Below are 26,257 nucleotides of genomic sequence, written 5' to 3' on the forward strand. Positions count from 1 at the left end.
CGAAGGGCCTTCCTTCATCTTTGGTAAAGCTCCGCAAACATCGGTCGATTGATGCTCGCGTTCTTGGCACACCCCACTCTGATTTCAAAAGAGGCCTCTCTTATTTCCGACGTTGCCCCCCGGTCAGCAGGCGGAGACCTCAGCCATCCGTCCGCGATATGCTCGATGTTGACAAAAGCGATGTTGCGGTGTCCAAGTTTTGTCTCGAATTCACTCGCCAATCGCGGATCGATCAATGAGATTTTCGGCTCATTGTTCTTTAACCGCTCAGTTGCGGGTTTGCGTGCAGCTTCTTCGTGGGAGCGAAACTTTGGAGCGTATATAAAATCCCCTTTTCGCTCTTCGCAAAGCACCAAGACGCTTTCATATTTGGCATCGATGGCTCGCTTACGGTTGATCTCCGCAGCGGCATTGAGAATTTCGAGCCAGAGTGCCAGGTCGCCGTCAACGTTGCCTGCATCGCGCCCGCGCCTATCGGCATCTCCTTTACGGTCATCTGTCAAGCCAGGCGGAATTCGGTTAGCTCTTCGTCGGTCTGCATGAGCCGCAACATCCACGCAATGCTTGTTGAAGTCAAGCGGCAGATAACATCCGCGCAACTCGCGATCCAACTCAGCATGGACCAAGTCGGGATCCAAGTCGCTTCCTAATTTGCCAAACGACTCATTTAGCTTTGAGAAGACCTTACTGATATGCGCAAGAACTCGTTCCGGCTCGACCTCGTACTGCCTTGCAAGCCTAGACAGTTCTTCCTGCGATGCCGACCTTGAAAGGACCGTCATCATATGATCCTTGTTCGGAAACGAACCGAGCGTCTTTTTAACGTTTCCTGCGAAGCCATGATCCGATTCTTTTGAGCGAAAGGCTCGATGGAAGAACTCGTTACTCGCCCATCCAGGCACGCGAAGCCGGCCCCCTGTGGTTGGGATCTTCAGAAGACTGTAGAAGCCACGGCGGGCAGCGCTATGGAAGTTGAACGGAAGCGCGAGGACGTTCGTGTCAACGAAAACCAAAGTGCGAGGATTTGCGAAGGATTCGTATGCGAGCGACGTATACTCGCTGTACGAAAGCGGAAGGTCTCTAAGCCCTATAGGCGAGTTTATTTCGGCGAACGTGGTCATTAAGCTACTGGCGTATATGGATGCGTGCGGGGCTTTACGTAGTGTACTGTATTCCGCCCTAGCCGAGTTTTACAAGCGACCAGCTACGCAGGATTACCACTAGCAACGAGGAAAATGTGACTGACACTCCATTGGTTTGGCTGTTCAAACGACGTTATCGAGTGCGGAAAGGACCTTTAAGTGCCCTCAGGAAAAGCCGGGGCCAATGGGCGCAGTTGACCGAGCGCTGCCGGACGACCGACATGCGCTGTTTACCGCCGTCTGTTGCATCGCCGAAAGCGCCGTCTTGCCAGTGCTAGCAGCCTAATTCCCAGATTTTGCTTTACAAGCAACCATTTGTATCAAACAATACGCAAATTCCACACCGCGTCGCAGGTTTGTGCAGTTCCGTAGCGGTAACAATCTGAGAGGACCGCTTGCACACAAGGCTAGTCACTTCAAACGGCATTCGCCGGAACGCATCTTCACTACTTCTCATCAAAGCGGTGATTACCGGTATTTCCGAGCCGGTTCTCGGCTAGGCGATCGCGGTAACTGAAGCGTGTTTCAGACTTCCTACGGCCCATTCGACGGGAACAGCTGGGAACGGCTGTGTCAGCTCGTTTTCAAGCGAAAGTTCACGGACGACGGCTACACCCACATCCCTGCTACTCCCGGAGACTACGGCCTGGAGGGTTTCACTAAGACCACAGGTTATGGGTATCAATGCTACTGTCCAGATAAGGTTTACCCGCCGAGAGACCTCTATGAGAAGCAGCGGGACAAAATCACGACCGACCTGAAGAAGCTTCGAACCAACGAAAGCGACCTGACGCAGGTCTTGGGCACGACCAAGCTACGGCGCTGGCACCTGGTGACGCCAACCATTGCCCACAACGACCTCATCAAGCACGCGCAGGCGAAAGAGGTCGAGGTTCGCGGCTGGAACCTGTCAATCTTGGACCCGGATTTCCAGGTGCTGGTACATGACGCCGACCACTACGCGACTGAGATTCAGGAAATGAAGCTTGCCGTCGGTCAGGCATTGGATTTCGGCGGCTTGCCCGCGGTCTTGCCCGACCTGAACGGCAATTCCGAGACCTACGAGAAGAACATTATGCGCAAGACGCGGACGCGACTTGCGCAGACCTCAGCCGACAAACTGGAAGGTCGGGTTGGTCGTCTTTACGCGAAGACCCTCCGAGAGTTCCTTGACCACGGCCCCTACCTGAAACGGATAAACGACACGGCACCAACCGTCCATTCAAGGCTTGCGCGGCTCATCAACGGCTACGAGGCTGAAGTTGACGAAAGGTGTTTTACCTGGGAAGGAACACCACAAGAATTGACCGACAAGATTCGCGATGGCCTTACGGCGCGCATCGTCAGGGAGCTCTCTCCCTCTATTGGCGAAACCGACGCCGCAGACATCGCCCGCATGATCGTCGCGAGGTGGATTGCTGTTTGCGAGGTTGACTATGACTGAAGCCGTCGCCGTCGAACCTCGGCGTCTGCGCTTCGTCCGGCGGCCGTCTCCAGTGCTCGTGGAGCACCGGCCGCTCTACAAGATCACGCAACTGCTTCTGGTTCTCCAGACGTCGTCTCGTGGCGGGAAGTCAACACTGCCACGCCTGCACCTGTTCAACTGGGCGTTGAAGAGTAACGACCGGATGCGGAAGCTGGTCGACGCCGCGAAGGCCAAGGAACTGAAGATGACGGCGTGGGGTTTCGACCCCGCGCTAGCTATCGCCATTCGGTTTGCCGTGGCCGAGAACTTGATTGAGGCCACCTCAACCGGATATCAATTGACAGAAATGGGCCGAGCCTTCATTACGGAAGTGCTCAAGGATACCGGCGCCTTCACACCCGAGCGCAAACTTTTGACGCAGATCGGCAAGGAGATCACAGAAGGCATGGTCGAAAAAGTTGCGAAGGGATGGGAGTCGGCATGAAGATCAGGGCCGTTAAACTAAGAATGACCACAGCCCAAGGCGAATTCGGGTTTAAGTTTGAATTTAGCCGCGGCCTTACCGTCATCCGGGGTAGCAACTCGAGCGGCAAGAGCACGTTCTACAACACCCTCATTTACGGCTTGGGCATGGAAGAGCTTATCGGCGGCAAGGGCGAGAAGGTGCTGCCCTATGCGGTCAGAGAGTATTTCGTGCAAGGCGATATCCGCGTCACAGTGGAAAGCTCCGAGGTTCTTGTCGAACTGGAGAATGCCTCTGGGCGCTGCGTTACCTTGCGTCGGGCAATTCGCGACTCCATGCGTCAGTCGAAGTTGGTGGAGGTTTTCGAAAGCGCCCATCTCACGGAGGGCACCGAACTCGGTATGCCGCAGCCGACCTACCTCTTTGATCCTGGCAGCGCCCAGAAGCAGGAAGGGTATTTTCATTTCCTCGAAGGGTTCATGGGCTACCAGCTGCCACAAGTCCCAGCGACGAATGGCGGCGTGGCCAAGCTGTATCTGCAGACGATCTTCGCCGCGCTCGCCGTGGAGCAGAAGCGCGGGTGGACTGACTACATCGCGAATATTCCCTTCTCGGAATTCGCGACGCGCGCATTAGGGTCACCGAGTTCATGCTGGGTCTGGGGGTGTTCGAGCGACAGGCCAAACGAGCGGCCCTTGACGCCGATTCCATGGCGATTGACCCTGACTGGCGCAAGGCCTACCTACGACACTCTGCGGCAGGCCGCAGCTGCAAACGGCGTCGTAATTGAAGGCCTGTCTGCCACACCGGTTTCGATGTTCGACCCCGCGGCCATCCTGTTCGTGAAGTCAGATGGCAATACCAAGACCACACTGCTCGACCAAGTCAGCAAACTTCGCGCCGAACACAATGCGCTGGGAGCGAAGGCCGAGGCATATGGAAAGGCCTCCGGCGCAGAGGCTCTACAAGAACTTGAGGTTGCCTCATCTGAACTGCAACGGCTGAGTGTGCTGCACGAACGTGCGACCACGAATCTGACGCTGCAGAAAGCTGCGTTGGATGAACTACGTCTCCTTCTGTCCGAAAGCAGTGAAGACCTGGAGCGGAACAAGACGGCTTTGAAGTTGCGGAAGCTCGGCGCTCAGATGGAGATCGAGGTTGCGACGGACCATTGCCCAACCTGCCATCAAGCAGTTGACGACACGTTGCTGGTCGGTATCGTGACAGGTCCGCAGATGGATCTAAACACCAACATCGACTATCTCGATAGCCAGCGGAAGATGCTGCAAAACCAGATCAACGGGGCAGTCGAGGAAATTCGTCAGTCTGAAATCACCGTCGCCGACGTAGCCGCCCGTTTGGCGGCAATTCATGATTACCGCAACTCGCTACGCGGCGACGTAAGCACCGGTATGGCGGAGTCTCGCGCGATCGTCCGCCGACAGATTCAGATCGACCTCGAGCTATCGAACTTGCAAGCTTTCAAGACGCAGGCGGAGGCACTTATGTTCACCTTCGGAGAGATTGCCGACCGTCTGGCAGCGAACCAAGGTGACAGACGGGCGCTTCCTAAAGAAACCTACAGCGATGTCGACGTATCGAGAATCTCGCTCTTTGAGAAACACTTCAGAGGCAACGCCAGTTCCTTTGGATATGAGAGTGCAGAGATTGCCGACATACGCATTAGCTTAGACACGCTGACACCCATCCTCTCGGAGCTAGAGCTGCGCGAGATTCTTCGTCCGAAGGCGCAAACAAGCCTAACTGCGGACTCCAGCGCGAGCGACTTCGTGCGCCTCATCTGGAGCTACTTGCTGGCCCTATACCAAACGTCTGCGACCCGAGGTTTCGAAGGGCAGCACCCTGGACTGCTTCTGATGGATGAGCCTGGCCAGCATTCGATGCGTTCGGCCAGTCAGCGCGCGCTACTTCAACTGCTAATCGCGCAGCCCGGCCTTCAGGCCATCGTTGCCGCATCGTTCGACGAGGACGAGTCGGTATTTATGACAGCAACTGCTGGACTGGCGTTCCATTTGATCCAGTGGGAAGGCAAGGTCATCCAACCCATATCCGCGTGAACAGCCCGGTTCACCAAAGCGACTTAGCCGCGTCCGACAAAGATCTGTTCGTGGCGAGCCTTTCCTCGTTGCGAACGGAAGGGCCTCGGCTTTGCGGGCGCTCAACGAAGCGCACTTGAACGGTAGGAAAAAGTCGGTTTCCCGAAGGTGAAGTAGCATCGGAAGACAATAGTGCTTCCGCCATGAGCCACTCACAATTTCGGCCATGAGCCACGCCTGTCGCTCGCCGAGGGAGCATGACGGCATGAGCGTCATGCTCTCTATCGCGCTCGAAAGCTACCCGCGAATCGGATAAGCTGTCTCCAAGATCTGTCGCAGCCCGGTCAGCATTTCATGGCCCTTGGCCACTTGATCATTCGCTCCGAGTCGCTTGTAGAGCTCGTTGACGATTTCGATGCTCGCATTGATCTGCGCGTCCGTGACTTTGTCGGCCTTGATTTCTGCCAGCCGCTTCGCGCTCGGTCTTGCACGTTCACAAAGCACAGCCGCGGCGTGCGCGGCAACATAGAAAAGAAGGTTGTTTCGGTCTTTTGGAGTCAAATCGTCGCGCGCACGAAGGCATGCCTGCGCAGCTTTAACGAGTGTAGCCGCAACCAGGTACGCTTCTATCGGCAACTCGGTGCTGAATATCTTACTGTAATCGTCATCCTTCTTGATCAAAGAGGACGGGCGCGCGCGTGCATCGTCTGGACGTTGCAGGACGATCGACATCATGGCCTGTGCCATCAGGCTGATGCTGATGATCTTATCGGCGGGACGGCCCAGCTGCTTTTGCGAGTTCTTCCGGCGATCGTAGTAGAGACCGAATGGTGTCAGATAGTCTTCGATATCGCGATGAATTTTTTCAGTCGCACGTAAGGATGCCGCCGGAATCGACGTCTGACTATTCGTTGCCTTGATGATACGGTCGCGACTCGCAGAGTTGTTCGCCACAATCACGCGAACCATGACGCACCGCTCATCGTTTTCCGTGTTCGCTGCGTTGAAATAGTTAAATATTTCGGTCGATGTCTGCTGGCCGTTCACGATCTGAGGATCCTCAATCGTAAGGGTCTTTCCGCCTTGCACGGCGCGACTTGCAACTACGGTCACCCCGTTATTAAGCCACCAGAAATCTTCTGGGCCTCCGCTTCGCAGGGAACTCTGCATATCTTCGTTGACTTGATTGCTTCCCTGATAGTCGCGGACGTTGGCTTCGAACAAGGACTTGCGAAGCAGTCCGTTTTCGGTGCGTACGAATCCAATGAAGTCTCGCAAGCGCACAAGTGCAATATAGCCATCGCGGCCAGTTAAGCTTTCAGAAAACTTAAGTTCGAAGCTGGTCGCCGGCTGCCGTCGAGCCAATCCCAGAAGATCCGTCGCGCCAAGAAACTTGAAATCAAATGCGGCGTGCGGAAAAAGTTCTCCGACGACGCGGTGGAGGTCGTTGCTCTTCCTTACAACGTTAGGGTGGACGCTCTGACTGTCGCCTCGGGTTACGTAGAAGTAGTAGAAGCGGAGGCTAGGAAATTTCCCTGCGATCGACTCGTACATGCTTCGGAAGGTGGCAGCGGCGGACAAAACCCCCTCGTTATAGACACCGTTAAATTCTGTCAACGGATGCGCGAGCGAGAAGATGTGTCCGGTGACAGCAATAAGTTTGTTGAGTGTATCTTCGTCGAACCCATTGCTGGTCTTTCCTTGGAGAATCACGACGTCGACTTCAATGTTCTTCTTGAGGACGGCAGGGTCAAAATCTTCCTGGACTAACTCGCCGTTTGCAAATACGTACAAGCCGTCAATACCGCCGTCATGCCCACCGCCCGTCAAGCCGTATTCGATCTCTTCATCCGACAAGTCATAATCTTTGAGCACCTGTTCCGCGACATATTGCTCGAAAAAATCCGCCTTCGTCGCCATCGGCATGCGGGCGTTCCGCTGTTCTTCGAGGATGCGATCCAGAAGTAGCTGATCGTTATGGGCCATGTTTCTATTAAGGATGATGGTATATCAGTAGCTTGAATTTACGACAAATCGCTAGACCTTGCCAAGAAACTGACACCGCCCAGTCGGGATTTGCCGTTACGCTTGCGTCTTTCGGCCGTGCATACAGCACCGCACGAATGCGCTCCTGTCTGACCAGCACCGGTTACGCCTAGCGCAGTTCCTGCCAGACGTCGAAGGGGACTTTTGCATGAATCGCTTGATTGTTGTCGGCACGAGGTAGCTGCGCCGGGGTTTCATGCCGATGCCGTTCATAACATCTCTATGAACGCGTCCCGTTTTGCAACAGTTTTCTTGCGTTCCGACAGACAGCCTTGTGTCGCATGAGCGTGATCTGCTGCGCGGCTGGATCTACACCGGCATTTTCGAGAAGGTCTAGTAGATTTTCAAACATGGAAATCGACTGTAACCGCACACTGAGGGAAAGACTCTGTCATTTGGCTCCTGCGAAACATCTGCATCCTATGCTTGCTTCTTGCAGGCGATCAACATCGTCCGCTTATGCAGCGTCGAAGCGAAGAAACTGGAGGAACTGCTGCCGGCAAACCCTGAGCGATTGCCTGAAATCGACGCGCCCGCGTTACCTGCGGCAATGTAACCGTCTTCCGCGCTCGCCTGCAAGACTTCGTAGCCGCGCGTATTGCAAAGGTCTCCCGCCTTCTCGAGACACATACCCCAACTGCGGGCGGAGCCCGAGCAATCAAGCGAGAACGCTTCACGGCCGTCTGGCGCGAAGGTATGGGAGGCGGTTGCGCATGCGCCCAAGAGCAGGGCAAATAGGAACGCGATTTTCTTCATGGGATGTCCGTTTGGCGTATCAGCCTTGATATCGGCCAGGATCGACGAACCCTTTAGGCTCACGCAGACGACGTGACCCGCCCTCGGAGCCCGGTCTCGACAAAGTCGATTACGACCAGAGCATGATGCGAGGGCGGCGCTCCGTCAGCGTGGAACGCCGCTTCGCAGATTACTGTTGGGTTCACGGGAACGTGGCAGCAAATGTCGTGGGATCTGCGGACGACGCAGCGATGTTTCCCATGGGCCGCCAACCGATGCGCACGGCCCAGCGTCGAATCTGTCGATCGATAGCTGCGCGATGCCGCCGGTTGACTGCCGTTCAGTCCCCGGTCATGACCATTTTGTTCGCAGGGCCAACAGCGAACATTGTTGAATCATCGGATCGGCCTTGCGCCAGTAGGCAGGTGGGCTGCGCAAGCGTCGTCGACCCGACGAGAAAGATGGCGGACCTCGGTCGGGAAACGGTCAGGAGCCGAACGATCATGAGCGTCGCGAAAGGTCGTAGGTGTGAATTCGCTGACCCATTCAATTGCGGTCCCTGCCGCGAAACGCTGGACTCGTCCGCAATCCGCCCAGCAGCGGACTCTGATCGCGACGAGCGTCAAAGTCCGCAAAGGCCGAAAGGCGCAGTGACGCTCGTCATGCCTTCGCACGCAGTCCATAGTTCTGCCTTGCGCCGACGATGCGAACGATTTCGAAAATGGCCTTTCGCTTCAGAAGTCGATACACCAAGATGTATTGGGGCGCGAGTACCATTTCGCACGTGCCGCGCACGCGGCGGATGAGATAGAGCTCCGGATGCTCGGGCAGGGCGTCGGTCTTCCTGTCATCCCGTCGTCCAACTCGGGGTATGTGTACTTTCCATGCGTGTATGGGCCCGATGCCTTTTTGCGAGCTTCTTGTTCGTGATGTCGAAACGGTCTGCATGCATGTATCCGGCTTGCCAGGTGGGCAGTTGCCGAAGCACGCCTGCGGCCTCGATGAGATCCGCGCACCCCGTCCTCAGAAAGAAACGGCTCGCCATGAGTGGCTGCCGACACGGAAAACAGGCTCCAGGATGCTGGTTCAACCTATTTCGTCATCGCTTTGAGAAGCTTCGCAAACCTGCGTGGGCATCGCCCCTTGCCGGCAGCTTTGGGACTATGCGGTCGCGCTTCGCGTCATATAGGTCGCATCGATGCTGAGCAGCGCCTGAATGATCCGCGCATTCGGATTGGCCAATGCGACCGCCGCGCAGTTATGCTCGCGTCGCCCCATCAACTCTTGAGAGAAAGCTGAGTTCCGCAAAATAGAGCAACATCCGTTACGAGAGGCCTTGTTCATTCGATGGGCGCCGCGATCCGGTCTATCGGCCTCGGAGGCGCGGAAGTCGGTTGCTCATGTTTCGGTCGACGTTCGTTGGGTGTTGCGGAAAGCTTGCCCGATGCGGCGCGCAGCCGCGAGACACGCGGCTTCGTCGAACGGCGCGCCGATCAACTGCACGCCGAGCGGCATGCGGCCGTCGCCAATCACGGGCGCGGTGACAACGGGCAGGCCCGCGAATGAAATGGGCTGCGTCAGCAAGCCGAGATGCTTCGCCGGTTCGAGCGCGTGTGAGCCGATCACGATAGTTGTGTCTGAAAAGCGCGGCGCGGAGAACGGCGTGCATGGTGCGAGCAGGATGTCGAAGTCACCGAAAAGACGCGACATGCGCGCGCGAAAGCGCGTCTGATAGCGCAGCGCGCGGGCGTACCACGCGGCCGGAGTCAACGCGCCCGCGAGTAGGCGGGTGCGCAGGCGCGGCGATACGTCTTCGGCGGGCGCGTCGAGCAATTTTGCGTGGGCGGCCGCGACTTCGACGTTCGAGATGATCGTCGCGGCCCCGCGTGCGAGTTGCATCTCGTCTTCGGGCATGACGATGGTTTCGTGCGGCCCGAGGACAGATGCCGTTTGCATCACGGCGTCCCGCGCTTCGCGCGATGCCCAGGTTTCGAAGAAGCCACCGAGCACAGCGACTCTCAGTGCGCGGAGGCGTTGCTCCGCTGCGTCGCCGGCGAGTACCGCGTACAGCGCCGTGAGATCATCGACGCCGGGCGCGAAGCCGCCGATGCAATCGAGCGAATCGGCGTAGGCGAGCACCCCGCGCTTGCACAGGCGCCCGAACGTTGGCTTGATGCTCCACACGCCGCACAGCGCGGCGGGCGCGCGAATGGAACCGTTGGTGTCGCTGCCGAGCGCGAGCGACACGCATCCCGCCGCGACGGCGGCAGCCGATCCGCCCGATGATCCACCCGTCATGCGTTCGGCGTCGTGCGGATTGCGCACGTCTCCAAAGTGAGGATTCTCCCCGGTCGCGCCGCACGCCAGCTCGTCCATGTGCGTCGTGCCGACGAGTACCGCACCCGCATTTTGCAGCGAGGCGACGGCATCGGCATCGCGCAGTGCCGCAGGTGCGTCGAGCCGTGCGCGCGAGCCGGCGACGGTGACGCGACCTTCGATATCGAACAGGCTTTTCGCGGCGAATGGCACGCCGGCCAGCGGGCCGGGATCGACGCCTTCCGCGATGAGTTCGTCGATGCGCTGCGCGCGTTGCATCGCCGAGTCGGAGAAAACGTGATGGAACGCGTTGATCGCGGGGTTCGCGCGCTCGATGTTTGCGAGCGCTTCGCGCGTCACGTCGACGGCCGAGCGCCGGCGTGCGCGCACGTCCGCGGCGATCTCAACCGCGCGGTTCATCGCCGGCTTCCGATTCGGTTTCGGCGAGCGCGACGGCGAGTTGCGACGCGCTCGCCTGCATCGTGTCGAGTAGCGCTGCGACGCCGGCCAGCAATGCGTCGGACACGTCGATGCCGAGTTTCGCCGCCCATGCTTTCAACGAAGCGTCGCTCATGCGGCCGCCTCCGCGCCGATAGTGGTGAGCGCGCCGTCGATCGCATCAGACAGGCGCTCGACGATAGTCTCGATCTGCTCGCCCGTCGTGATGAACGGCGGCGCGATGAGCACGTGATCACCGATGCGGCCGTCGACCGTGCCGCCCATCGGATAGACCATGAGGCCGCGCTTCATCGCCTCGCTCTTGATGAGCGCGTGCAGCTTGTGCTTCGGGTCGAACGGCGCCTTGCTCGCGCGATCCTGTACCAGTTCGACGCCGGTGAAAAGGCCGCGCCCGCGCACGTCGCCTATGAACGGATGATTCGCATGCCGTTCGCGCAAAAGCGCACGCAGTTGCTCGCCGCGTGCTTTCACATTGTCGAGCAGCCTGTCTTCGACGATCACCTTCTGCACTTCGAGCGCCGCCGCGCACGCCGTCGCGTGACCGATGTACGTGTGACCGTGCTGGAAGAATCCCGAACCGCCGACAATCGTATCGAAGATCTCGTTGCTGACGAGCGTTGCGCCGATCGGCTGATAGCCCGCGCCGAGTCCCTTCGCAATCGCGAGAATATCGGGCGAGACGCCGTCTTCCTCGCACGCGAACAGATAGCCCGTGCGGCCCATGCCCGACATCACTTCGTCGAGGATCAGCAGCACGCCGTATTTGTCGCAGACCGCGCGGATCTTGCGGAAGTACTCGCGCACGGGCGGCACCGCGCCCGCCGTCGCGCCGACGACCGTCTCCGCGACGAATGCCGCGACCGACTCCGGACCGAGTTCGAGGAACTTCGCTTCGAGTTCGTCGGCGAGACGTTGCGCGAAGGCTTCGTCGGTTTCGCCCGCTTGCTGCTCGCGATACGCGAAGCAGGGCGAGACATGGTGCGCCTCGATCAGGATCGGCAGGAACGGCTCGCGGCGCCACGCGTTGCCGCCGATCGCAAGCGCGCCCAGCGTGTTGCCGTGATAGCTCTGCCGCCGCGCGATGAAATGGCGCCGCTGCGGCTGTCCCTTCTCGACGAAATACTGGCGCGCGAGCTTGAGCGCGGCTTCCATCGCCTCGGAACCGCCGGAGACGAAGTACACGTGACCGAGATTCTTCGGCGCGGCCTCGATGAGCCGGTTGGCGAGCGCCTCGGCGGGTTCCGTCGTGAAGAACGACGTGTGCGCGTACGGCAACTGCTCAACCTGACGCTGGATGGCTTCGATCACGCGCGGGTGGCTGTGGCCGAGACACGAGACGGCCGCGCCGCCGCATGCGTCGATGTAGCGCTTGCCGGTGGAATTGAGGATCTCGATGCCGTCGCCGCGTACAGCGACGGGAAGCGTGGCGCGCGGCGCGCGATGAAATACCGTGGTCATTGTGCCAGCCCTCGAAGTGCGCGCACAACACGCGATGTATGATTCTGACTTCACAGAAACATTTGTTGTCAACGCTGCGCACATCGACAACGGCTTCGGCAACTCATTGCGCCGCCTTGATGTAGCGCGCCGGAATCGCGAGGATAAGCAACGCGGCGAGAAAGAGCGTGACTGCGAGCAGGGCGACGCCGACCGTCGTGCTGCCGGTGAGATCCTTGAGAAAGCCCATGATCGAGGGCCCGACGAAGCCCGCGACCGCCGCGCCGACGTTCACGAGGCCCGCTCCACCCGCCGCCGCCGTGCCCGCGAGGATGCGCGACGGCAGGCTCCAGAACATCGCGAGTGTGCACATGATGCCCGCGACGGCGACCGTCAGACACACGACCGCGGCCACCGGTGCGCCCGCCGCCGCCACGCTGCCGATCAGCGCGATGCCGCCGACGAACACCGGCACGGCGGTATGCCAGCGGCGCTCGCGCGTCTTCACGGAATGCTGCGCGTTGAGAACCATCGCGGCCGCCGCGACGACATAGGGAATCGCGCTGACGACGCCGATCTCGAAGTTGGAGAGATGGCCGAGCGCCTTGACCATCGTCGGCATCCAGAAAACGAGGCCGTAATTGCCCACGTTGTAGAGAAAGGAAATCGCGCACAGGAGCCAGAGCGTCGGCTCTTTCAGCGCGGGCAGGAGCGCCTGTTTCTTGTCGGACGATTCGCGCGCCAGTTCGCTTTTCACTACCGCGAGCTCGTCGCGCGAGAGCCACTTCGCGTCCTCGATGCGATTCACGACCGCGCTGAACAGCACGAAGCCGAGCACGACGGCGGGCAGGCCTTCGACCAGGAACATCCACTGCCAGCCGTGCAGGCCGAGGCCGCCGTGCGTCGCGTCCATGATCCAGCCCGACAGCGGCCCGCCGATGATCACGCCGAGCGGCATCGCGAGAAACAGCAATGACATGACCTTGCTCAGGCGAAACGACGGAAACCACAGGCTGAAGTACGCGATCACGGCCGGAAAGAAGCTCGCCTCCGTCAGGCCGAGCAGGAAGCGCAGTGCGTAGAACGTCGTCTGACTGCGGGTTGCGAGCGTCGCGATGGAGACGATGCCCCACGCGATCAGCGATCCGCCCAGACACGCGCGCACGCCGAGGCGCTTCACGAGAACGCCGGCGGGCACCTGCAGAAGCAGGTAGCCGACGAAGAACAGCCCCGCGCCGACGCCGTAAGCGGCTTCCGTGAGATTCAGCTCGCTCATCATCTGCAGCTTGGCGAAGCCGACATTCACGCGATCCAGATAGCCGAAGAAGTAGCACAGCAGAATGAGTGGGATGACGCGCTGCGTCACCTTGCGATACACCGCGTCGGCAGTGTGCTGCTGATGCGCGGCAGTTTGCGACGTCGCTTGATGGGGCGTGGCCATGTCGGTCTCTGATCAACTGATTGTTTAGCGGGGAATCCTGCGCAGCGCGCGTCCCGGCCTCGCACCCGTGGGTGCGCCGTGCGCGATGACCGGCACGCCGTTCACGATCACGTGCTCGATGCCCTTCGGTGCGAGCTTCGGTGCGTCGAACGTGGCGCGGTCGATCACTTCATCCGGATCGAACACGACCAAATCCGCGAAATTGCCTTGCGCGACGTGCCCGCGTCCTTCGAGGCCAAATTGTTCGGCGGTGAGGCCGGTCATCTTGCGCACCGCCGTCTCCAGCGGAAACAGCTTCAACTCGCGCGAGTAGTGGCCGAGCACGCGCGGGAACGTGCCCCACAGGCGCGGATGGGGCGCGGTGTCGTTGGGCAAGCCGTCGGAGCCGACCATGGTTTTCTCGTGGCGGAAGATGCGGCGTACGTCCTGCTCGTCCATCACGAAATAGATCGCGCCCGCGGGCGTCAGGCCTTCGATGGCGGCTTCGATCGAGCCGCCATAGAGCGGCAGGATGTCTGTGAAATCCTTGCCTGCGAGTTCCGGACGCTTCGTGGACCATGCGAGCATCACGTGCGACGACTGGCGGATGCGGTCGGCGCGCAGCATCGTCGACGTGGCCGGATACGGATGACAGTCGAGGCACAGCGGCTGGCGAGCGCTCCGTGCGTCAATGAGCGCGAGCGTTTCCGTCGAGCGGCCGTGATTCTCTTTGCCCGCGACCTTGTGATGCGACAGCACGAGGTTCGCCCCGACCGCCTGGCCGATCGCGAAGGCCTCTTCCATCGAAGGGACGATATTGGCGGTTTCGTCGCGCAGGTGCGTGGCGAAGACGCCGGGGTAGCGCGTGAGCGGTTCGCAGACATCGATCAGTTCCTGCGTGCTCGCCGCCGCGGCAGGCGGATAGAACGTGCCCGACGACACGCCGAACGCGCCGGCCTTCATGGCCTCTTCGACGTCGGCGGCCATGCGCCCACGCTCTTCGCCCGTCGCTTCGCGGGATAGGTCGTTCATGTGGCGTACGCGCAGCGTCGAATGTCCGACGAGCGCCGCCACGTTCACCGCGGCGGGCGCTTCGTCGAGCGCGTCGAGATAGGCGGCGAAGCTGTCGTAGGCGAAACGCGCCGGCACGCCGAGCAGGTCGAGCGGCTGGGGAATCGCATCGGCGCGCAGGGGCGCGAGACTGATGCCGCAGTTGCCCGCGATCACGGTGGTCACGCCCTGGACGACTTTGGGCGTCACATCGGGATGGGTGAGCACGAACGCGTCGTCGTGCGTGTGGCTGTCGATAAAGCCGGGCGCGACGATCTTTCCAGCCGCGTCGATGACGCCGTCCGCGCTCGCCAACGACAGGTCGCCGAGCGCCTCGATGCGCCCGTCGCTCACGCCGACATCGGCGGTGAAGCGCGCGTTGCCGGTTCCGTCGATGACTTCGCCGTTCCGGATGATCAATTGAAAGTGCATGAGCATTGTCCTGCGGTAATGATTTTTTGTTTCAGTGACAATGCTCATCGTCCAAAATAGGCGCGTCCAATGCCGGTTTTTCAGGGATTCATGCGAAACAGCTATGAAAGTCGAGAATTCAGAGCTCGAGGCGTTCGTCGCCGTGGCGGAGCTCGGCAGCTTCCAGAAGGCGGCCGATCGCCTTCATCTGACGCAGCCGGGACTGTCGCGGCGCATCCAGAAGTTGGAGCAGGCGCTTGGCGTAGAACTGTTTCACCGGACGACGCGCAGCGTCGCGCTGACGGGAGTCGGCCGCCAGTTTCTACCGATGGCGCGGCAGCAGATTTCTCAGCTCGGCACGATGCTGTCGTCGATTCGGGAGATCGCGGAGAAGCGCTTCGGGAAGGTGCGGCTCGCGAGCATTCCGACCGTAGTGAATCGCGTGCTGCCCGATGTGCTGCGGCTGTATGCGGAGAAATATCCGCAGGTCGGCGTGCAGATCTTTGACGGCAATCACGACTTCGTGCTGGGACAGGTGAGGGCGGGACTCGCCGAGTTCGGCATCAGCCTCGATCCCGGTGACGACGAGGATCTCACTTTCGAGCCGCTGCTCACGGACCGTTACGTGCTCGCCGTGCATCGCGGGCATCCGTGGGCGGAGCAGGAGAGGATCACGCTGAGCGATCTCGCGGGGACGAAGCTCATCATCGGCGGGCGCGACAGCGGCAACCGGCTATTGCTTGAACTGCTCCTCGGGCATGAGTCGATCAGTCTGCGATGGTTCTACGAAGTCGAACACATCTCGTGCGTCGTCGCGCTCGTCGATGCGGGGCTCGGCTGCGCGATCGTGCCATCGCTCGCGGTGTCCGCGCACTTCGCGCCGAATATCCGCGCGGTACCGATTGCGAGTCCGGAGGTGCAGCGCTCGATCGGCATCGTGAAGCATCGGCATGTTTCGATGTCCTCGATCGCCGCCGATCTGTGCGAGCTGCTGCGGGCGTCGTTCGGCTAGTTCGGGATAGCTGTTAGCGCCGATATAAGCTAACCATCCGGTGCAAGAAACGCGCGCTTTTCGGAAAAGCGCCAGAATTCGTAGTTTTCTAGTCTCGAGGTGGGGTTTCCCGCGCTATTGTTCGACGATTACCGTGGCTGCGCCTCGTCCGCGGATTGGTCGGCCTGGTGGCCGGCGACTCCAAAATGGTTGACTTGGTTGACCCGGTTCGTCGCTTGGTGTACACTGAGCTTTCACGAATGGAGTCGATTATGGCCCACGCTACCCTTGAAACGCCTGAAGTATCGGTCGTGCTTGAGCCTGGCCAGGCCGCGCTGCGCAGTGCGGTTGGGGCGGTCAGTATGCTGGGAGACGACGAAGCCAACGCGTTGATGCGCCTGTCCGATGAGGAGTTGGGTCACCTCATCAAGTCTGGCCTCAGCCAGATCATGCCCGTGGCCCGACGAATCACACTCGACTTGCCCAAGGTGTCCGAGAAGTCGAAGGAAGTCGTCTGCCTGGATAACGCCGAGTTGCTGGAGAGGCCGAAGGCTGACGCAGCGGATGTGTGGGATAAAGTCGTCGACAAAGACAAGATTCTGAAGGGACGACAGGCTTTGGTCCGCTCAAAACAGTTGATTCCGGCTGCCGTGCTCTGGGAGGGCTTGGGTGTCACCAAGCAGGCGCTCAGTAAGGCGGTCAAGTCGGGCAGGGTTTTCACCGTCGACGTCGGCGCTGCAACTTACTATCCGGCGTTCTATCTGGACACGGACTTCGACCGCAAAGAACTGGCGAAAGTGACGCAGATGCTCGGCTCGTTGCCTGGCTGGAGCAAGTACGAGTTTTTCACCACGCCGTCAGATTTTCTTGACCAGACTACGCCGCTGAAGGCGCTGTCGCGCGGCATGGTCGATGAGGTGAAGAAGCTCGCATTGGCTTTCATTGAACGCTAGGAGCCAATGTTTTGCCGCTGCCGCTACCCCACAAGAATTTCGCAACAGCCGCAGAGCTGGATGTCAGAATCATTGAACCGTCGACGCTCGTTCGCATCTCCCGTTACGATACGGGCGAGCCTCACTTTGGCAAGTCAGGTGCCAACCGCTTTGACGATCCCCGCAAGGGCGGGGCGCGATTTGGCACCTGCTATTTCGGCATCGACAGCCTCCGGTGCGCCTTTGCAGAGACCGTGCTGCATGATCGTCGGGTTGACCTTAAACACGGCTACTCCGTCCGATCAACGGAGCTTGACCGGTACGTGTATCGCTTCACTGGCAAGCCGCTCAGGGTCGCGGTCATGCATGGTGAACCATTGCTAATGGTCGGCGGGGATGGACGGCTTTCGACCGAAAAGCCCTACCGCACGACGCAGCAATGGGCGCTGGCGGTTTTCAAGCATGATGAAAAAGTGGATGGCTTTCTGTACAAGTCCCGCCACACGGATACCGAGGCCCTTGTCCTGTTCGATCGCGCCGTACGCAAGCTGAAGCCGCATCCGCCAGTCGTGTTTCGCTACGCCGAGGGTGCCACGGACGTGCTGATTCGCTTCAAAGTCCAAGTGACCTGAGCGTTGCTTCAGTGGCTTCAACCGGCTTGCGGGCGGCTGAAGCCGCGCTGTCGCTGTGGTGTTCGCCGACGCACTTGTGTTATCTATATACTTAAATTCGACAAAGTTACGCGGGGTGCGCACCAAATCGCCGTGAGATACCGGGCCAACGTGGGTCTTCAGGTCTTCAACCCCGGAACGGCGACGCGTCGTACTTCGCCAGAAGCGCGGCGGGTCCCGGGTAAATGGCTATACAGCCGGCATCTCTCAGCGACTGCTCGGAAAACCCTCCCGACAGCAGACCGATCGTATGCAAGCCCGCTCGCTTCGCCGCCTGCGCATCGTACGGCGAGTCGCCGACGACGATTGCCTCCGAAGGCTCGACGCATAGTTTGTGCAGCACCGTTTCAAACACGTCAGGGTCCGGTTTGGAGCGCTCGACATCTTCCGACGACACCGTAATGTCGAGCAGATCGGCAATGCCGGCGATATCGAGGTACATCTCCAGTTCGTCTTTTTTCGCCGACGATCCGACCGCGAGCCTCGTGCCCTGATCTCGCAGTTTCCGCAGCAGATCGGGGACCGCCGAGAACGGCCGCACCATCGTCAGATAATTGGCCTTGAAGTGCTGGCCGCGCCACTTCTGCAGTTGCTCGCCTTGTTCTCGCAGCTCCGCTTCCGAGAGGAAGACTGGCAGCAATTTATCGCCGCCCTTTCCAATCTGACTACGCGCCTCGTCGAAACTGACGTCGTGTCCGAAGTGCGCGAACGCTTCGCACCACGCCAGCGCGTGCAGGTCGACGGAATCGACCAGCGTTCCATCAACATCGAAGATTGCGGCGCGTGACATGAGACCTCCAATAAAAAGACGCTTCTGCAAGGGCGAGAACGCGTCCGCATTGTTCGTGCCACGGTCCGCGCGGAGCAACGCGCCGGTCGGGGCGAGCTCGCGCGTGACCGGTTTGCGCTTCGAGGCACGCGTGCACATGTCAGCCGCGCGCATGTACGACGCTGGCATACGCGGTGCTGAGCGTCACCGACAGGATTGGCCGATCCTGCGCTAATTGGAGATTTTTCTCGGATAGTCATCGCGGGTTTTCCAGCGGAATTGGAAAAGGCGGAGTGTGCGATACCCATCGAACTCGCCGAAAGCAAAAGGCGCGTGATTTGTGAAGCGACCGTCGGCCACCAACGAACGCTCGGTCATCGCCGCGCATCATGTGCTCGATGCCCCGCTCCCGGAGTGCGGCTCGAAGCGCCGTGCAAAGCGGCGTGTTGCACGCCGAGTTGCGTCAGCGGGACGCGCGTCGCGCCAGCGCGGCGATCGCGAAGCCGGCAGCCAGCGCGACATAGGTTATGGCCAGCGAGCGCTTCGACAGATGGGTCTCAAATCCCGGCGTGAAGCGTTTCGGAACGACGTGATAGTCGACCACATAGGCGATGAGCGCGGTCGCCGCGGCAGCGCTTACGATTCTCGCGGGACGGCTCCGTCGTCCGCACAGCGCTTCGAACAGCACGCCCCAGAACACCGCGCTGCCCATGTGGATCGCCACCAACGCGTCCGACGTCGCTACCGTCCTCGAATCGCATACAGCCGCGTCGGCAGTGCTATGGGACTCTGCGGATCGAACCCAACAAAAACGCCGCTCGGACTTAATGATGTGTTTGAAGGAGTAGATCTCTTCCGGGACTAGCAGCGCCCGCGATCGCCCAGCTCGGCTTTTGACAACAACTGGATCGACGCGACAGCGCGCGCCCTGCTCGCTTCGCTATCCGATCAGGAAATTGCCGACATCACGGAGCACGCGGCCGGAATGGGGCAGACAGTCTGCAACCTTCCTCTCACGGCCCATTGGGCTGGAGCACGTCGACCGACGGCGGCCGCACCCGGGCGGCGAACAAACATCTCCGACGCGGGTCGCCGTTGCACCGCGGGTTGCCCTACGCACGTGCCATCACGGTTAGGAACGCGGCGCCTTCTTCTTGGCAGAGGCCGCGGGCTTCTTGGCCACAGAAGCCTTCTTCGTTGCTACGGGCTTCTTCACTGCAGCAGCGGGCTTCTTCGCAGCAACTGCGTTCTTGGGCTGTCCGGGCTTTTGCCGCATCAGCGACTCGATCACCTGCTGCATGCGGCGCCCGATCACCTGCTCGATGCGTTGGCCGATGGCATCCAGGTCATCCTTGAGGGCATGAATCTTCACCTTAGCCCTCAGCTTCTTCAGCACCGCGCTCGCACGTTTGGCGTCCGCCTCGGCGAACACCGCGTCTTCGTCGCTCGCGGAACGAGCCATCAGTTGGACCAGTTCACCCGCTGCCGCAAGAAGTTGGGCATCGCGTAGGGCTGAAGACAGCAACGCGAACTGCGCTCGCTCGAACAGGGCGATCCACTCGCGGCCGGCTGGTGTACTGGCCAGCAACTCGTCGCGCACCCTCCGCAGCGCGGCGACTTCGGTGCCGCCTTTGAACAGGCGGGTGCCGATCAGCTCGATCGCACAAACCGACTGCTGCATCAAGGTCAGCATCGCCGCCTTGGCGTCGCGCTTGATCAGCGTCGGGTCGGTCGGGTGGAAGGACTCGGGAACGTTTAAGGGAATCGACGGCCCGGTCTCGAACGTGAAGCCGTAGGTCTTATTCAGGCTCGGGTTGGCGATGTGCCGGGCGTAAGCGCAGTCGCTTTGCGAGCCGGTGGTTGCATATAGGGCGTACGAGGTCTGCGGCGTGTAATGGCGGCCGCGCACGGCAGCGATGTCCGCAACGATGCGGCCGGCTACCGTCCGGAATCGTTGCACGTCGAGCGGTGGCATGTATTCAGAGTAGCTAGCGGGAATGCTGGCGGTGCAGGTACCAGTCGGCAAGCCGGTGGAGCGCTGGGTTGGGTCGGTGGACTGCGTAGGGGCGTGGCCCCACGGGTACAGCACCAGTTCCGAAAACGAATGCACATCGGCGAACGAGACGACCCGCTCGGTGTCCAGCAAATGCTTGACGTTGCGCGTCTCAGGCTCACTGAATGCCGACGGACCGCAGTAAGTTTCGGCACAAGGCGAGCACGAGATCTGGCCCTGCGCGACACCCCAGACGACGGCTGGATCAGGAGGCGGTCAATCGCACGGGACTCAGCCCATCACAACCCCTTCTCGAACTGCGGCACCGCCTCGAACAGATCGCCCACGAGCCCGTAATCCGCGACGCTAAAGATCGGCGCTTCCGCGTCCTTGTTCACGGCGACGATGACCTTCGCGTCCTTCATGCCGGCCAGATGCTGAATCGCGCCCGATATGCCGACCGCGACATACAACTGCGGCGCGACGATCTTGCCCGTCTGTCCGACCTGCCAGTCGTTGGGCGCGAAACCCGCATCGACCGCCGCGCGCGAAGCGCCAACCGCCGCGCCGAGTTTTTGCGCGAGCGGATCGAGCAGCGCGAAGTTCTCCGCGCTTCCCATGCCGCGCCCGCCCGAGACGACGATGCGCGCCGACGTAAGCTCCGGCCGCTCGCTCATCGCCAGCTCGCGACGCACAAAACGCGCGCGCTGCGTCCCCGCGACGGCCTCTTTCGTGTCAACGGGAGCGCAAGCGTCGGACAACGGCGCGGCATCGAATGCGGCGGTGCGGATCGTCAGGACCTTGATCGCGTCATCGCATTGCACGGTGGCGATGGCGTTGCCCGCGTAGATCGGCCGGTCGAAGGTATCGGCGTCGTGAATGGCGATGACATCGGAAATCTGGGAGGCATCGAGTTTTGCGGCGACGCGCGGCGCGACGTTCTTCCCCGACGCCGTCGCCGGAAAGAACACATGCGTATGGGACGGCGCGAGCATCAGCACCTGTGCGGCGACGTTCTCCGCGAGACCATCGGCGAGATGCGATGCATCGACGAGCACGACGCGATCCACGCCTTCGATACGGCTCGCGGCATCGGCCGCGCCGCGCGCATCGTGACCCGCGACCAGCACGTGCACGGGCGCGTTCAACTGACGCGCGGCCCCGATCGTACTGAGCGTGGCCGCCTTGATGCGCGCGCCGTCGTGATCGGCAATGACGAGTGTGCTCATTCAGATAACCTTCGCTTCGTTCTTGAGTTTGTCGACGAGCGCGGCGACGTCGCTCACGCGCACGCCTGCTTTGCGCGCCGCCGGTTCGACGACCTTCAGCGTCTTCAGGCGCGGTGAAGGATCGACGCCGAGGTCGGCGGGACTCAGCGTATCGATCGGCTTCTTCTTTGCCTTCATGATGTTGGGCAGCGTCACGTAACGCGGCTCGTTCAGGCGCAAATCCGTCGTCACGATGGCCGGCAACACAACCTGGATGGCTTCGAGACCGCCATCCACTTCGCGCGTGACCGTGGCGGTATCCGCGCCCATCTCGATGTGACTCGCGAAGGTCGCCTGCGGCCAGTCGAGCAACGCGGCAAGCAACTGGCCCGTCTGACCGGCGTCGTCGTCGATGGCCTGCTTGCCGAGGATCACGAGTCGCGGCTGTTCGCGCTCGACCGCGGCCTTCAGCAACTTCGCGACGGCCAGCGGCTGCAATTCCGCGTCCGTCTGAATGAGCACGCCGCGATCCGCGCCGATGGCAAGCGCCGTGCGCAGCGTCTCCGTGGTTTGCGCCGGACCGCACGTCACCGCGATCACTTCGCTCGCGTGCCCGCCTTCCTTCAGGCGCGTGGCCGCTTCGACGGCGATCTCGTCGAACGGATTCATCGACATCTTCACGTTGCTCGTTTCCACGCCACTTTGATCCGCCTTCACGCGGACCTTCACGTTGTAATCGACGACACGTTTCACTGCTGCCATGACCTTCATGGTTGCATTCCCTGGTTAGAATCCGATGAGAAAAGCGCGACGCCGCGCGCCTCAGGACACCGCGCCGACGCCGTATTTGCCGGTCAACAATGCGCCGGTCGCAAAGCGTTCGACGGAATACGGCGCGAGCGACACATCGGTCGGCAAGCCGAGCGCGGCCTGCGCGAGCACCTTGCCGACGGTGGGCGACAGCTTGAAGCCGTGCCCCGAAAAGCCATAACCGACGACGAGACCTTCGATGCCCGGCAACGCGCCGAGCACGGGATTCCAGTCGGGCGTGACGTCGTACACGCCCGTCCACGACGCCGCGATGCCCGCCGCCTCGTATGCCGGAAAGCGTTCGGCGACCTGCGCGCCGACTTCGACTACATAGTCCATCGAGATATCGCCTTGTTCGATGTCCGCTGTGTCGAGTTTCTCGCCGGCGGTGCCTTCGCTAACGAGCATCTGATTGCCGCCGTAGCTGCGGTAATACAACATGCCCGGCGATGCGAGGTCCTTGAACACCGGCATTGCGTACGTATAGGCCGCGCCTTCGCATTCGAGCGCGAGCACCGCGTGACGCTCGGGCGACACCGGCAGCGTCGTGCCGGTCCACCCCGCGAGTTCGGGCGTCCAGATGTTCTGCGTGCTGACGACCATCGATGCCGCGAAATCGCCCGCGCTCGTCGATACGCCGCGCACCCGGCCGTTCTCGATCAGCAAGCGATTCACCGTGACGTTCTCGCGGATCGTCACGCCGCCGCGACGCGCGGCGCGCGCGAAGCTCGTCGCCGTGAGATAGGCGTCGGCGAAACCGGCTTCGGGCTCGAAGCCGATCAGTGCGGCATCGTCGAAACGCGCGATCGGCATGAGTTCGTGCGCCTGTTGCGCGCTCAGCAATTCGAGGGAAATGCCCTGGCTCTTCTGCTGTTCGAGCGATGCGCGCAACGGCTCGACCTTGTCCCCATCGGCCGCGACGATCATATAGCCGCTCTTGACGATGCCGCACGATGCTTCGTCATCGTCGAGATAGGCCGCGAAGTCGTTGAACACGGCCCACGACTTGCGCGCGAGCTCGACGTTCTCCTTCACCGAATAATGCGTGCGCAGAATGCCCGACGATTGCGACGTCGTGCCCGCGCCGATAGTCGCGCGATCCAGCACGAGCACGCTTTTCGCGCCCAGCTTCTGAAGATGAAACCCGACGGAACTGCCGATCACGCCGGCCCCGATCACCACCACGTCATAGGTATTCACTGTTGCGCGTCCTTTCTCATGCGGATGATGATGCAGTGTGCCGCTTCGCTGCCGCAATGCCGCATCCATAAGCGAAAACGATGCTAAGCAGAAGCGCTTTCACGCAGCGCCTTCGAGTCCCTTCATGACTTCGGCCTGCACCGTTTCCCAGATCGATTTCTTCATCTCCAGATACGCGGGCGAAAGTTGCACTTCGGCGCTGCGCGGCAACGACAGATCGTTGCGGATGTCCTGCACGATGCGCCCCGGCTTCGCGCCCATCACGATCATGCGCGTGGAGAGCATCAGCGCTTCGTCGATGGAATGCGTGATGAAGACGATGGTCTTGCCGCTCTTTTCATAGAGCGACAGCAGTTGTTCCTGCAGCACCTGCCGCGTCATCGCGTCAAGCGCGGCGAAGGGTTCGTCGAGCAGCATGACGTCCGGATCGTTGGCGAGCACGCGCGCGATCGATACGCGCTGCTTCATGCCGCCCGACAACTTGCCGGGATAGCTGTCCTCGAAGCCCTTCAGTCCGACGGCTTCGATATGACGCCGCGCGGCCTCGCGCCTTTCCGCCTTGCCGACGCCGCGCATCTTCAACCCGAACGCGACGTTCTCGCTCACCGTCTTCCACGGAAAGAGCGCGTATTGCTGAAATACCATGCCGCATGCGGGCTCGACATCCTTCACTGTCTTGCCGTTGACGAGCACTCGGCCCTGCGTCGGCTGCTCGAAGCCGGAGATCATGTTGAGCATCGTCGATTTGCCGCAGCCCGACGCGCCGAGCAGCACGACGAACTCGCCCTTCGCGATATCGAGATCGACTTCCTTCAGCACCTGCAACGCGCCATAACTCTTCGCGACGCCCTCGAGCCGGATCATTGGATGATTCATCGTTGCCATGACAGCACTCCGCGTTCGATGAGCCGGAACACGGCATCCGTCACGAGCACCGTGATGCTGATGAGCACCATGCCAAGCACGACCGTATCGGTCTGGAAGAACTCGCGTCCGTTCATGATCATGAAGCCGAGACCTTGTTGCGCCGCGACGAGTTCGGCCGAGATCACGCAAGTCCACGAGAGTCCGAGAATCACCTTCATGCCCGACAGAATCTGCGGAATGCAGCCGGGCAGAATGACTTCCAACATGACCTGCCAGCGGTTCGCGCCGAGATTACGCGCCGCGCGGATGAAGATCGGATCGATGCTGCGCGTCGCGTCGATCACATACAGCAGTGCGGGCGCGAACGAGCCCATGAACACGATGCTGTACTTCTGCGTTTCGGTGATGCCGAACCACAGCAGCGAAAGCGGAATCCAGCTCATCGACGGCAGCGGTCGCAGGAACGACAGCAGCGGATCGAACACCGCGCGCGCCACGCGCGACGTGCCGAGCATGACGCCGAGCGGTATCGATACTGCCGCCGCCGCGAGAAAGCCGACCATCACGCGGCGCGTGGACGCGAGTACGTTGTCGAAGAGCGAATGCTGATTCCACATGCGGATGCCGCGCGCCAGCACTTGCGATGGCGCGGGCAGAAAGACCGCATCGACGAGACCCGCGCGGCACACGAGTTCCCACAGCAGCAGAAAGCCGATCAGCGAGCACGCGCTGACGACGAGCAGGCCGCCGCCCGCCCATTTGCGATTCGATGCCATCCGTCGAGGCTCACAGATAAGTTGCGTTGATCCAGTCCGCTACCTTCGGCGACTGATCGATCTGCTTCAGATCGACGAGCATGTCGGAGAGCTTCTGCACGCCATCGACGAACGGTCCCGGCTTGCCGCCGCTGCTCACGAAAAGCGCTTTCTGCTGCGCGTGCGAATACCACTGCGTCTGCTTGAGGATCGCCAGTTGCTCGTCTTCCGACAGATTCGTGAGCGTCATCAGAATGGGCGCCGCTTTTTCGGGGCTTTGCGTCATCATGTCGCTGGCCTGCGCGATGCCTTGCAGAAAGGCCCTCGGCACCTCGGGATGCGCGCTCGCGAACGCCGTGCGCACCAGCAGCACGTCCGGTCCCGGCGTCAATTGATACTGCTTGTAGAGCGAGAACGACGAATCGTCGAGCAGGAGCTTGGTGTCGGGCAGCGCCTTGATGCGGTCGAAGGTCGGCGTCCATGCGGCGGCGGCATCGATCTGATTGCCGCGATAAGCGGTGAGCAGTTCGTTCGCGGGCAGATTGATGATGCTCACGTCCTTGGCCGGGTCCATGTTGGCCTGACGCAGCACGTCGAGCAGCAGCACATGCGAACTCGATGCATACGTGACGCCGATCTTCTTGCCCTTGAGATCAGCGAGCGACTTCACGTTGCTGCGCACGAGCAGCCCTTCGGACTTGCCGAAGTTATTGGGCGTGGAGATGAGTTGAAACTGCTTCGCGCCGTTGGCCATCAGCGCGAGCGCCGAGACGACGCCCGTGCCCGCGATATCGATATTGCCCGCCATCACCGCGCCCATGCGCGCCGAGGACGTCGAGAACGATTGCCAGCGGCAGTCGATGCCGAGCTTCGTGAAGATATCGGTCTTCATCGCGACATACGCCGCGTAGTGGCCGAGCCACGCCGAGCCGCCGTAGTTCACGGGCGTCGCCGCGCGCGCGAGTGGCGCGAATCCCGCGCCGAAACCCGCCGTGGCCGCAGCGGCGCCGATCCAGGATGCCTGCTTCAGAAATGTACGGCGATTGCTTGTCATCGTTATGCCCTGTCTGAATGAGAGGTGGGTCCGGCGGTCTGTTCC

Annotated in this window: 23 protein-coding genes and 1 pseudogene; 6 read left to right on the forward strand and 18 right to left on the reverse strand. The window is 60.9% G+C overall.

From position 1 onward, the window contains the following. Nucleotides 1–14: 14 nt before the first annotated feature. On the reverse strand, nt 15–1,121 hold the full coding sequence (locus AWB75_RS31305) for a PIN-like domain-containing protein (RefSeq protein ID WP_061127886.1): 1,107 nt from the start codon (nt 1,119–1,121) through the stop codon (nt 15–17). A 541-nt stretch (nt 1,122–1,662) separates the two neighbouring features. Here AWB75_RS31305 and AWB75_RS31310 point away from each other — a divergent pair. From AWB75_RS31310 to AWB75_RS31320, 3 genes are read left to right on the forward strand one after another with little or no spacing between them, the layout of a single operon-like run. Continuing rightward, nucleotides 1,663–2,586, forward strand: a complete 924-nt coding sequence (locus AWB75_RS31310) for a hypothetical protein (protein ID WP_061127887.1) — start codon at nt 1,663–1,665, stop codon at nt 2,584–2,586. Next, nucleotides 2,579–3,052 (forward strand): hypothetical protein, encoded by a 474-nt coding sequence (locus tag AWB75_RS31315; protein ID WP_061127888.1) that lies wholly within the window; start codon nt 2,579–2,581, stop codon nt 3,050–3,052. Before AWB75_RS31310 ends, AWB75_RS31315 begins: the two co-directional genes overlap by 8 nt. Next, on the forward strand, nt 3,049–5,109 hold the full coding sequence (locus AWB75_RS31320) for an ATP-binding protein (protein WP_159462824.1): 2,061 nt from the start codon (nt 3,049–3,051) through the stop codon (nt 5,107–5,109). The genes AWB75_RS31315 and AWB75_RS31320 overlap by 4 nt, the downstream gene beginning before the upstream one ends. A gap of 276 nt (nt 5,110–5,385) precedes the next feature. Here the strand turns inward: AWB75_RS31320 and AWB75_RS31325 are convergent, their stop codons facing one another. From AWB75_RS31325 to AWB75_RS31365, 8 genes and pseudogenes are all read right to left on the reverse strand, one after another. After that, nucleotides 5,386–7,074, reverse strand: coding sequence for an AIPR family protein (locus AWB75_RS31325; protein ID WP_061127890.1), 1,689 nt, complete (start codon nt 7,072–7,074; stop codon nt 5,386–5,388). A 480-nt stretch (nt 7,075–7,554) separates the two neighbouring features. Continuing rightward, nucleotides 7,555–7,890 carry a hypothetical protein gene (locus AWB75_RS31330; protein WP_087087068.1) on the reverse strand — a complete coding sequence of 112 codons (336 nt, stop codon included), beginning with the start codon at nt 7,888–7,890 and terminating at the stop codon, nt 7,555–7,557. 1,140 nt (nt 7,891–9,030) lie between these two features. Next, nucleotides 9,031–9,168: pseudogene (locus AWB75_RS39550) on the reverse strand (IS110 family transposase); the annotation flags it as partial. A 99-nt stretch (nt 9,169–9,267) separates the two neighbouring features. Continuing rightward, nucleotides 9,268–10,605 carry an AtzE family amidohydrolase gene (locus tag AWB75_RS31350; protein WP_061127892.1) on the reverse strand — a complete coding sequence of 446 codons (1,338 nt, stop codon included), beginning with the start codon at nt 10,603–10,605 and terminating at the stop codon, nt 9,268–9,270. After that, nucleotides 10,589–10,759 carry a hypothetical protein gene (locus AWB75_RS37820; RefSeq protein ID WP_159462825.1) on the reverse strand — a complete coding sequence of 57 codons (171 nt, stop codon included), beginning with the start codon at nt 10,757–10,759 and terminating at the stop codon, nt 10,589–10,591. The genes AWB75_RS31350 and AWB75_RS37820 overlap by 17 nt, the downstream gene beginning before the upstream one ends. Next, a complete protein-coding gene (locus tag AWB75_RS31355; protein ID WP_061127893.1) occupies nt 10,756–12,102 on the reverse strand; it encodes an aspartate aminotransferase family protein in 1,347 nt (448 codons plus the stop codon). Before AWB75_RS31355 ends, AWB75_RS37820 begins: the two co-directional genes overlap by 4 nt. A gap of 103 nt (nt 12,103–12,205) precedes the next feature. Further along, complete coding sequence (locus AWB75_RS31360; protein ID WP_061127894.1) at nt 12,206–13,522, reverse strand: MFS transporter; 1,317 nt, start codon at nt 13,520–13,522, stop codon at nt 12,206–12,208. 24 nt (nt 13,523–13,546) lie between these two features. After that, the gene (locus AWB75_RS31365; RefSeq protein ID WP_061127911.1) at nt 13,547–14,983 is read right to left on the reverse strand and encodes an N-acyl-D-amino-acid deacylase family protein; all 1,437 of its coding nucleotides are present in this window, start codon (nt 14,981–14,983) and stop codon (nt 13,547–13,549) included. 103 nt (nt 14,984–15,086) lie between these two features. Here AWB75_RS31365 and AWB75_RS31370 point away from each other — a divergent pair, with 103 nt between their 5' ends. The 3 genes from AWB75_RS31370 (at nt 15,087) to AWB75_RS31380 (ending at nt 17,517) form a co-directional block, all read left to right on the forward strand. Beyond that, nucleotides 15,087–15,974, forward strand: a complete 888-nt coding sequence (locus AWB75_RS31370) for a LysR family transcriptional regulator (protein WP_061127895.1) — start codon at nt 15,087–15,089, stop codon at nt 15,972–15,974. Between the two features lie 251 nt (nt 15,975–16,225). Further along, the gene (locus AWB75_RS31375; protein ID WP_235012321.1) at nt 16,226–16,906 is read left to right on the forward strand and encodes a hypothetical protein; all 681 of its coding nucleotides are present in this window, start codon (nt 16,226–16,228) and stop codon (nt 16,904–16,906) included. An 11-nt stretch (nt 16,907–16,917) separates the two neighbouring features. Beyond that, a complete protein-coding gene (locus AWB75_RS31380) occupies nt 16,918–17,517 on the forward strand; it encodes an RES family NAD+ phosphorylase (protein ID WP_061127896.1) in 600 nt (199 codons plus the stop codon). Nucleotides 17,518–17,683: 166 nt separating this feature from the next. Here the strand turns inward: AWB75_RS31380 and AWB75_RS31385 are convergent, their stop codons facing one another. The 9 genes from AWB75_RS31385 to AWB75_RS31425 form a co-directional block, all read right to left on the reverse strand. Then, the gene (locus AWB75_RS31385) at nt 17,684–18,346 is read right to left on the reverse strand and encodes an HAD family hydrolase (protein ID WP_061127913.1); all 663 of its coding nucleotides are present in this window, start codon (nt 18,344–18,346) and stop codon (nt 17,684–17,686) included. Nucleotides 18,347–18,788: 442 nt separating this feature from the next. Next, on the reverse strand, nt 18,789–19,049 hold the full coding sequence (locus AWB75_RS31390) for a hypothetical protein (protein WP_327220192.1): 261 nt from the start codon (nt 19,047–19,049) through the stop codon (nt 18,789–18,791). Nucleotides 19,050–19,457: 408 nt separating this feature from the next. After that, entirely contained in the window at nt 19,458–20,549 is a 1,092-nt protein-coding gene (locus AWB75_RS31395; protein ID WP_087087074.1) for a M14 family zinc carboxypeptidase, read from the reverse strand. 68 nt (nt 20,550–20,617) lie between these two features. Continuing rightward, complete coding sequence (locus AWB75_RS31400; protein ID WP_061127898.1) at nt 20,618–21,547, reverse strand: electron transfer flavoprotein subunit alpha/FixB family protein; 930 nt, start codon at nt 21,545–21,547, stop codon at nt 20,618–20,620. After that, nucleotides 21,548–22,297 carry an electron transfer flavoprotein subunit beta/FixA family protein gene (locus AWB75_RS31405; protein WP_061127899.1) on the reverse strand — a complete coding sequence of 250 codons (750 nt, stop codon included), beginning with the start codon at nt 22,295–22,297 and terminating at the stop codon, nt 21,548–21,550. It lies immediately after the preceding gene. 51 nt (nt 22,298–22,348) lie between these two features. Further along, entirely contained in the window at nt 22,349–23,536 is a 1,188-nt protein-coding gene (locus AWB75_RS31410) for an NAD(P)/FAD-dependent oxidoreductase (RefSeq protein ID WP_061127914.1), read from the reverse strand. A gap of 99 nt (nt 23,537–23,635) precedes the next feature. Beyond that, complete coding sequence (locus AWB75_RS31415) at nt 23,636–24,421, reverse strand: ABC transporter ATP-binding protein (RefSeq protein WP_061127900.1); 786 nt, start codon at nt 24,419–24,421, stop codon at nt 23,636–23,638. Next, nucleotides 24,409–25,179: an ABC transporter permease gene (locus AWB75_RS31420; RefSeq protein WP_061127901.1), complete on the reverse strand. Its 771-nt coding sequence runs from the start codon at nt 25,177–25,179 to the stop codon at nt 24,409–24,411. The genes AWB75_RS31415 and AWB75_RS31420 overlap by 13 nt, the downstream gene beginning before the upstream one ends. Before the next feature lie 10 nt (nt 25,180–25,189). Further along, entirely contained in the window at nt 25,190–26,212 is a 1,023-nt protein-coding gene (locus AWB75_RS31425) for an ABC transporter substrate-binding protein (RefSeq protein WP_061127902.1), read from the reverse strand. Nucleotides 26,213–26,257 lie beyond the last annotated feature (45 nt).

The organism is Caballeronia catudaia, from assembly GCF_001544755.2.
In the GTDB taxonomy this organism is placed as follows: Bacteria; Pseudomonadota; Gammaproteobacteria; order Burkholderiales; family Burkholderiaceae; genus Caballeronia; species Caballeronia catudaia.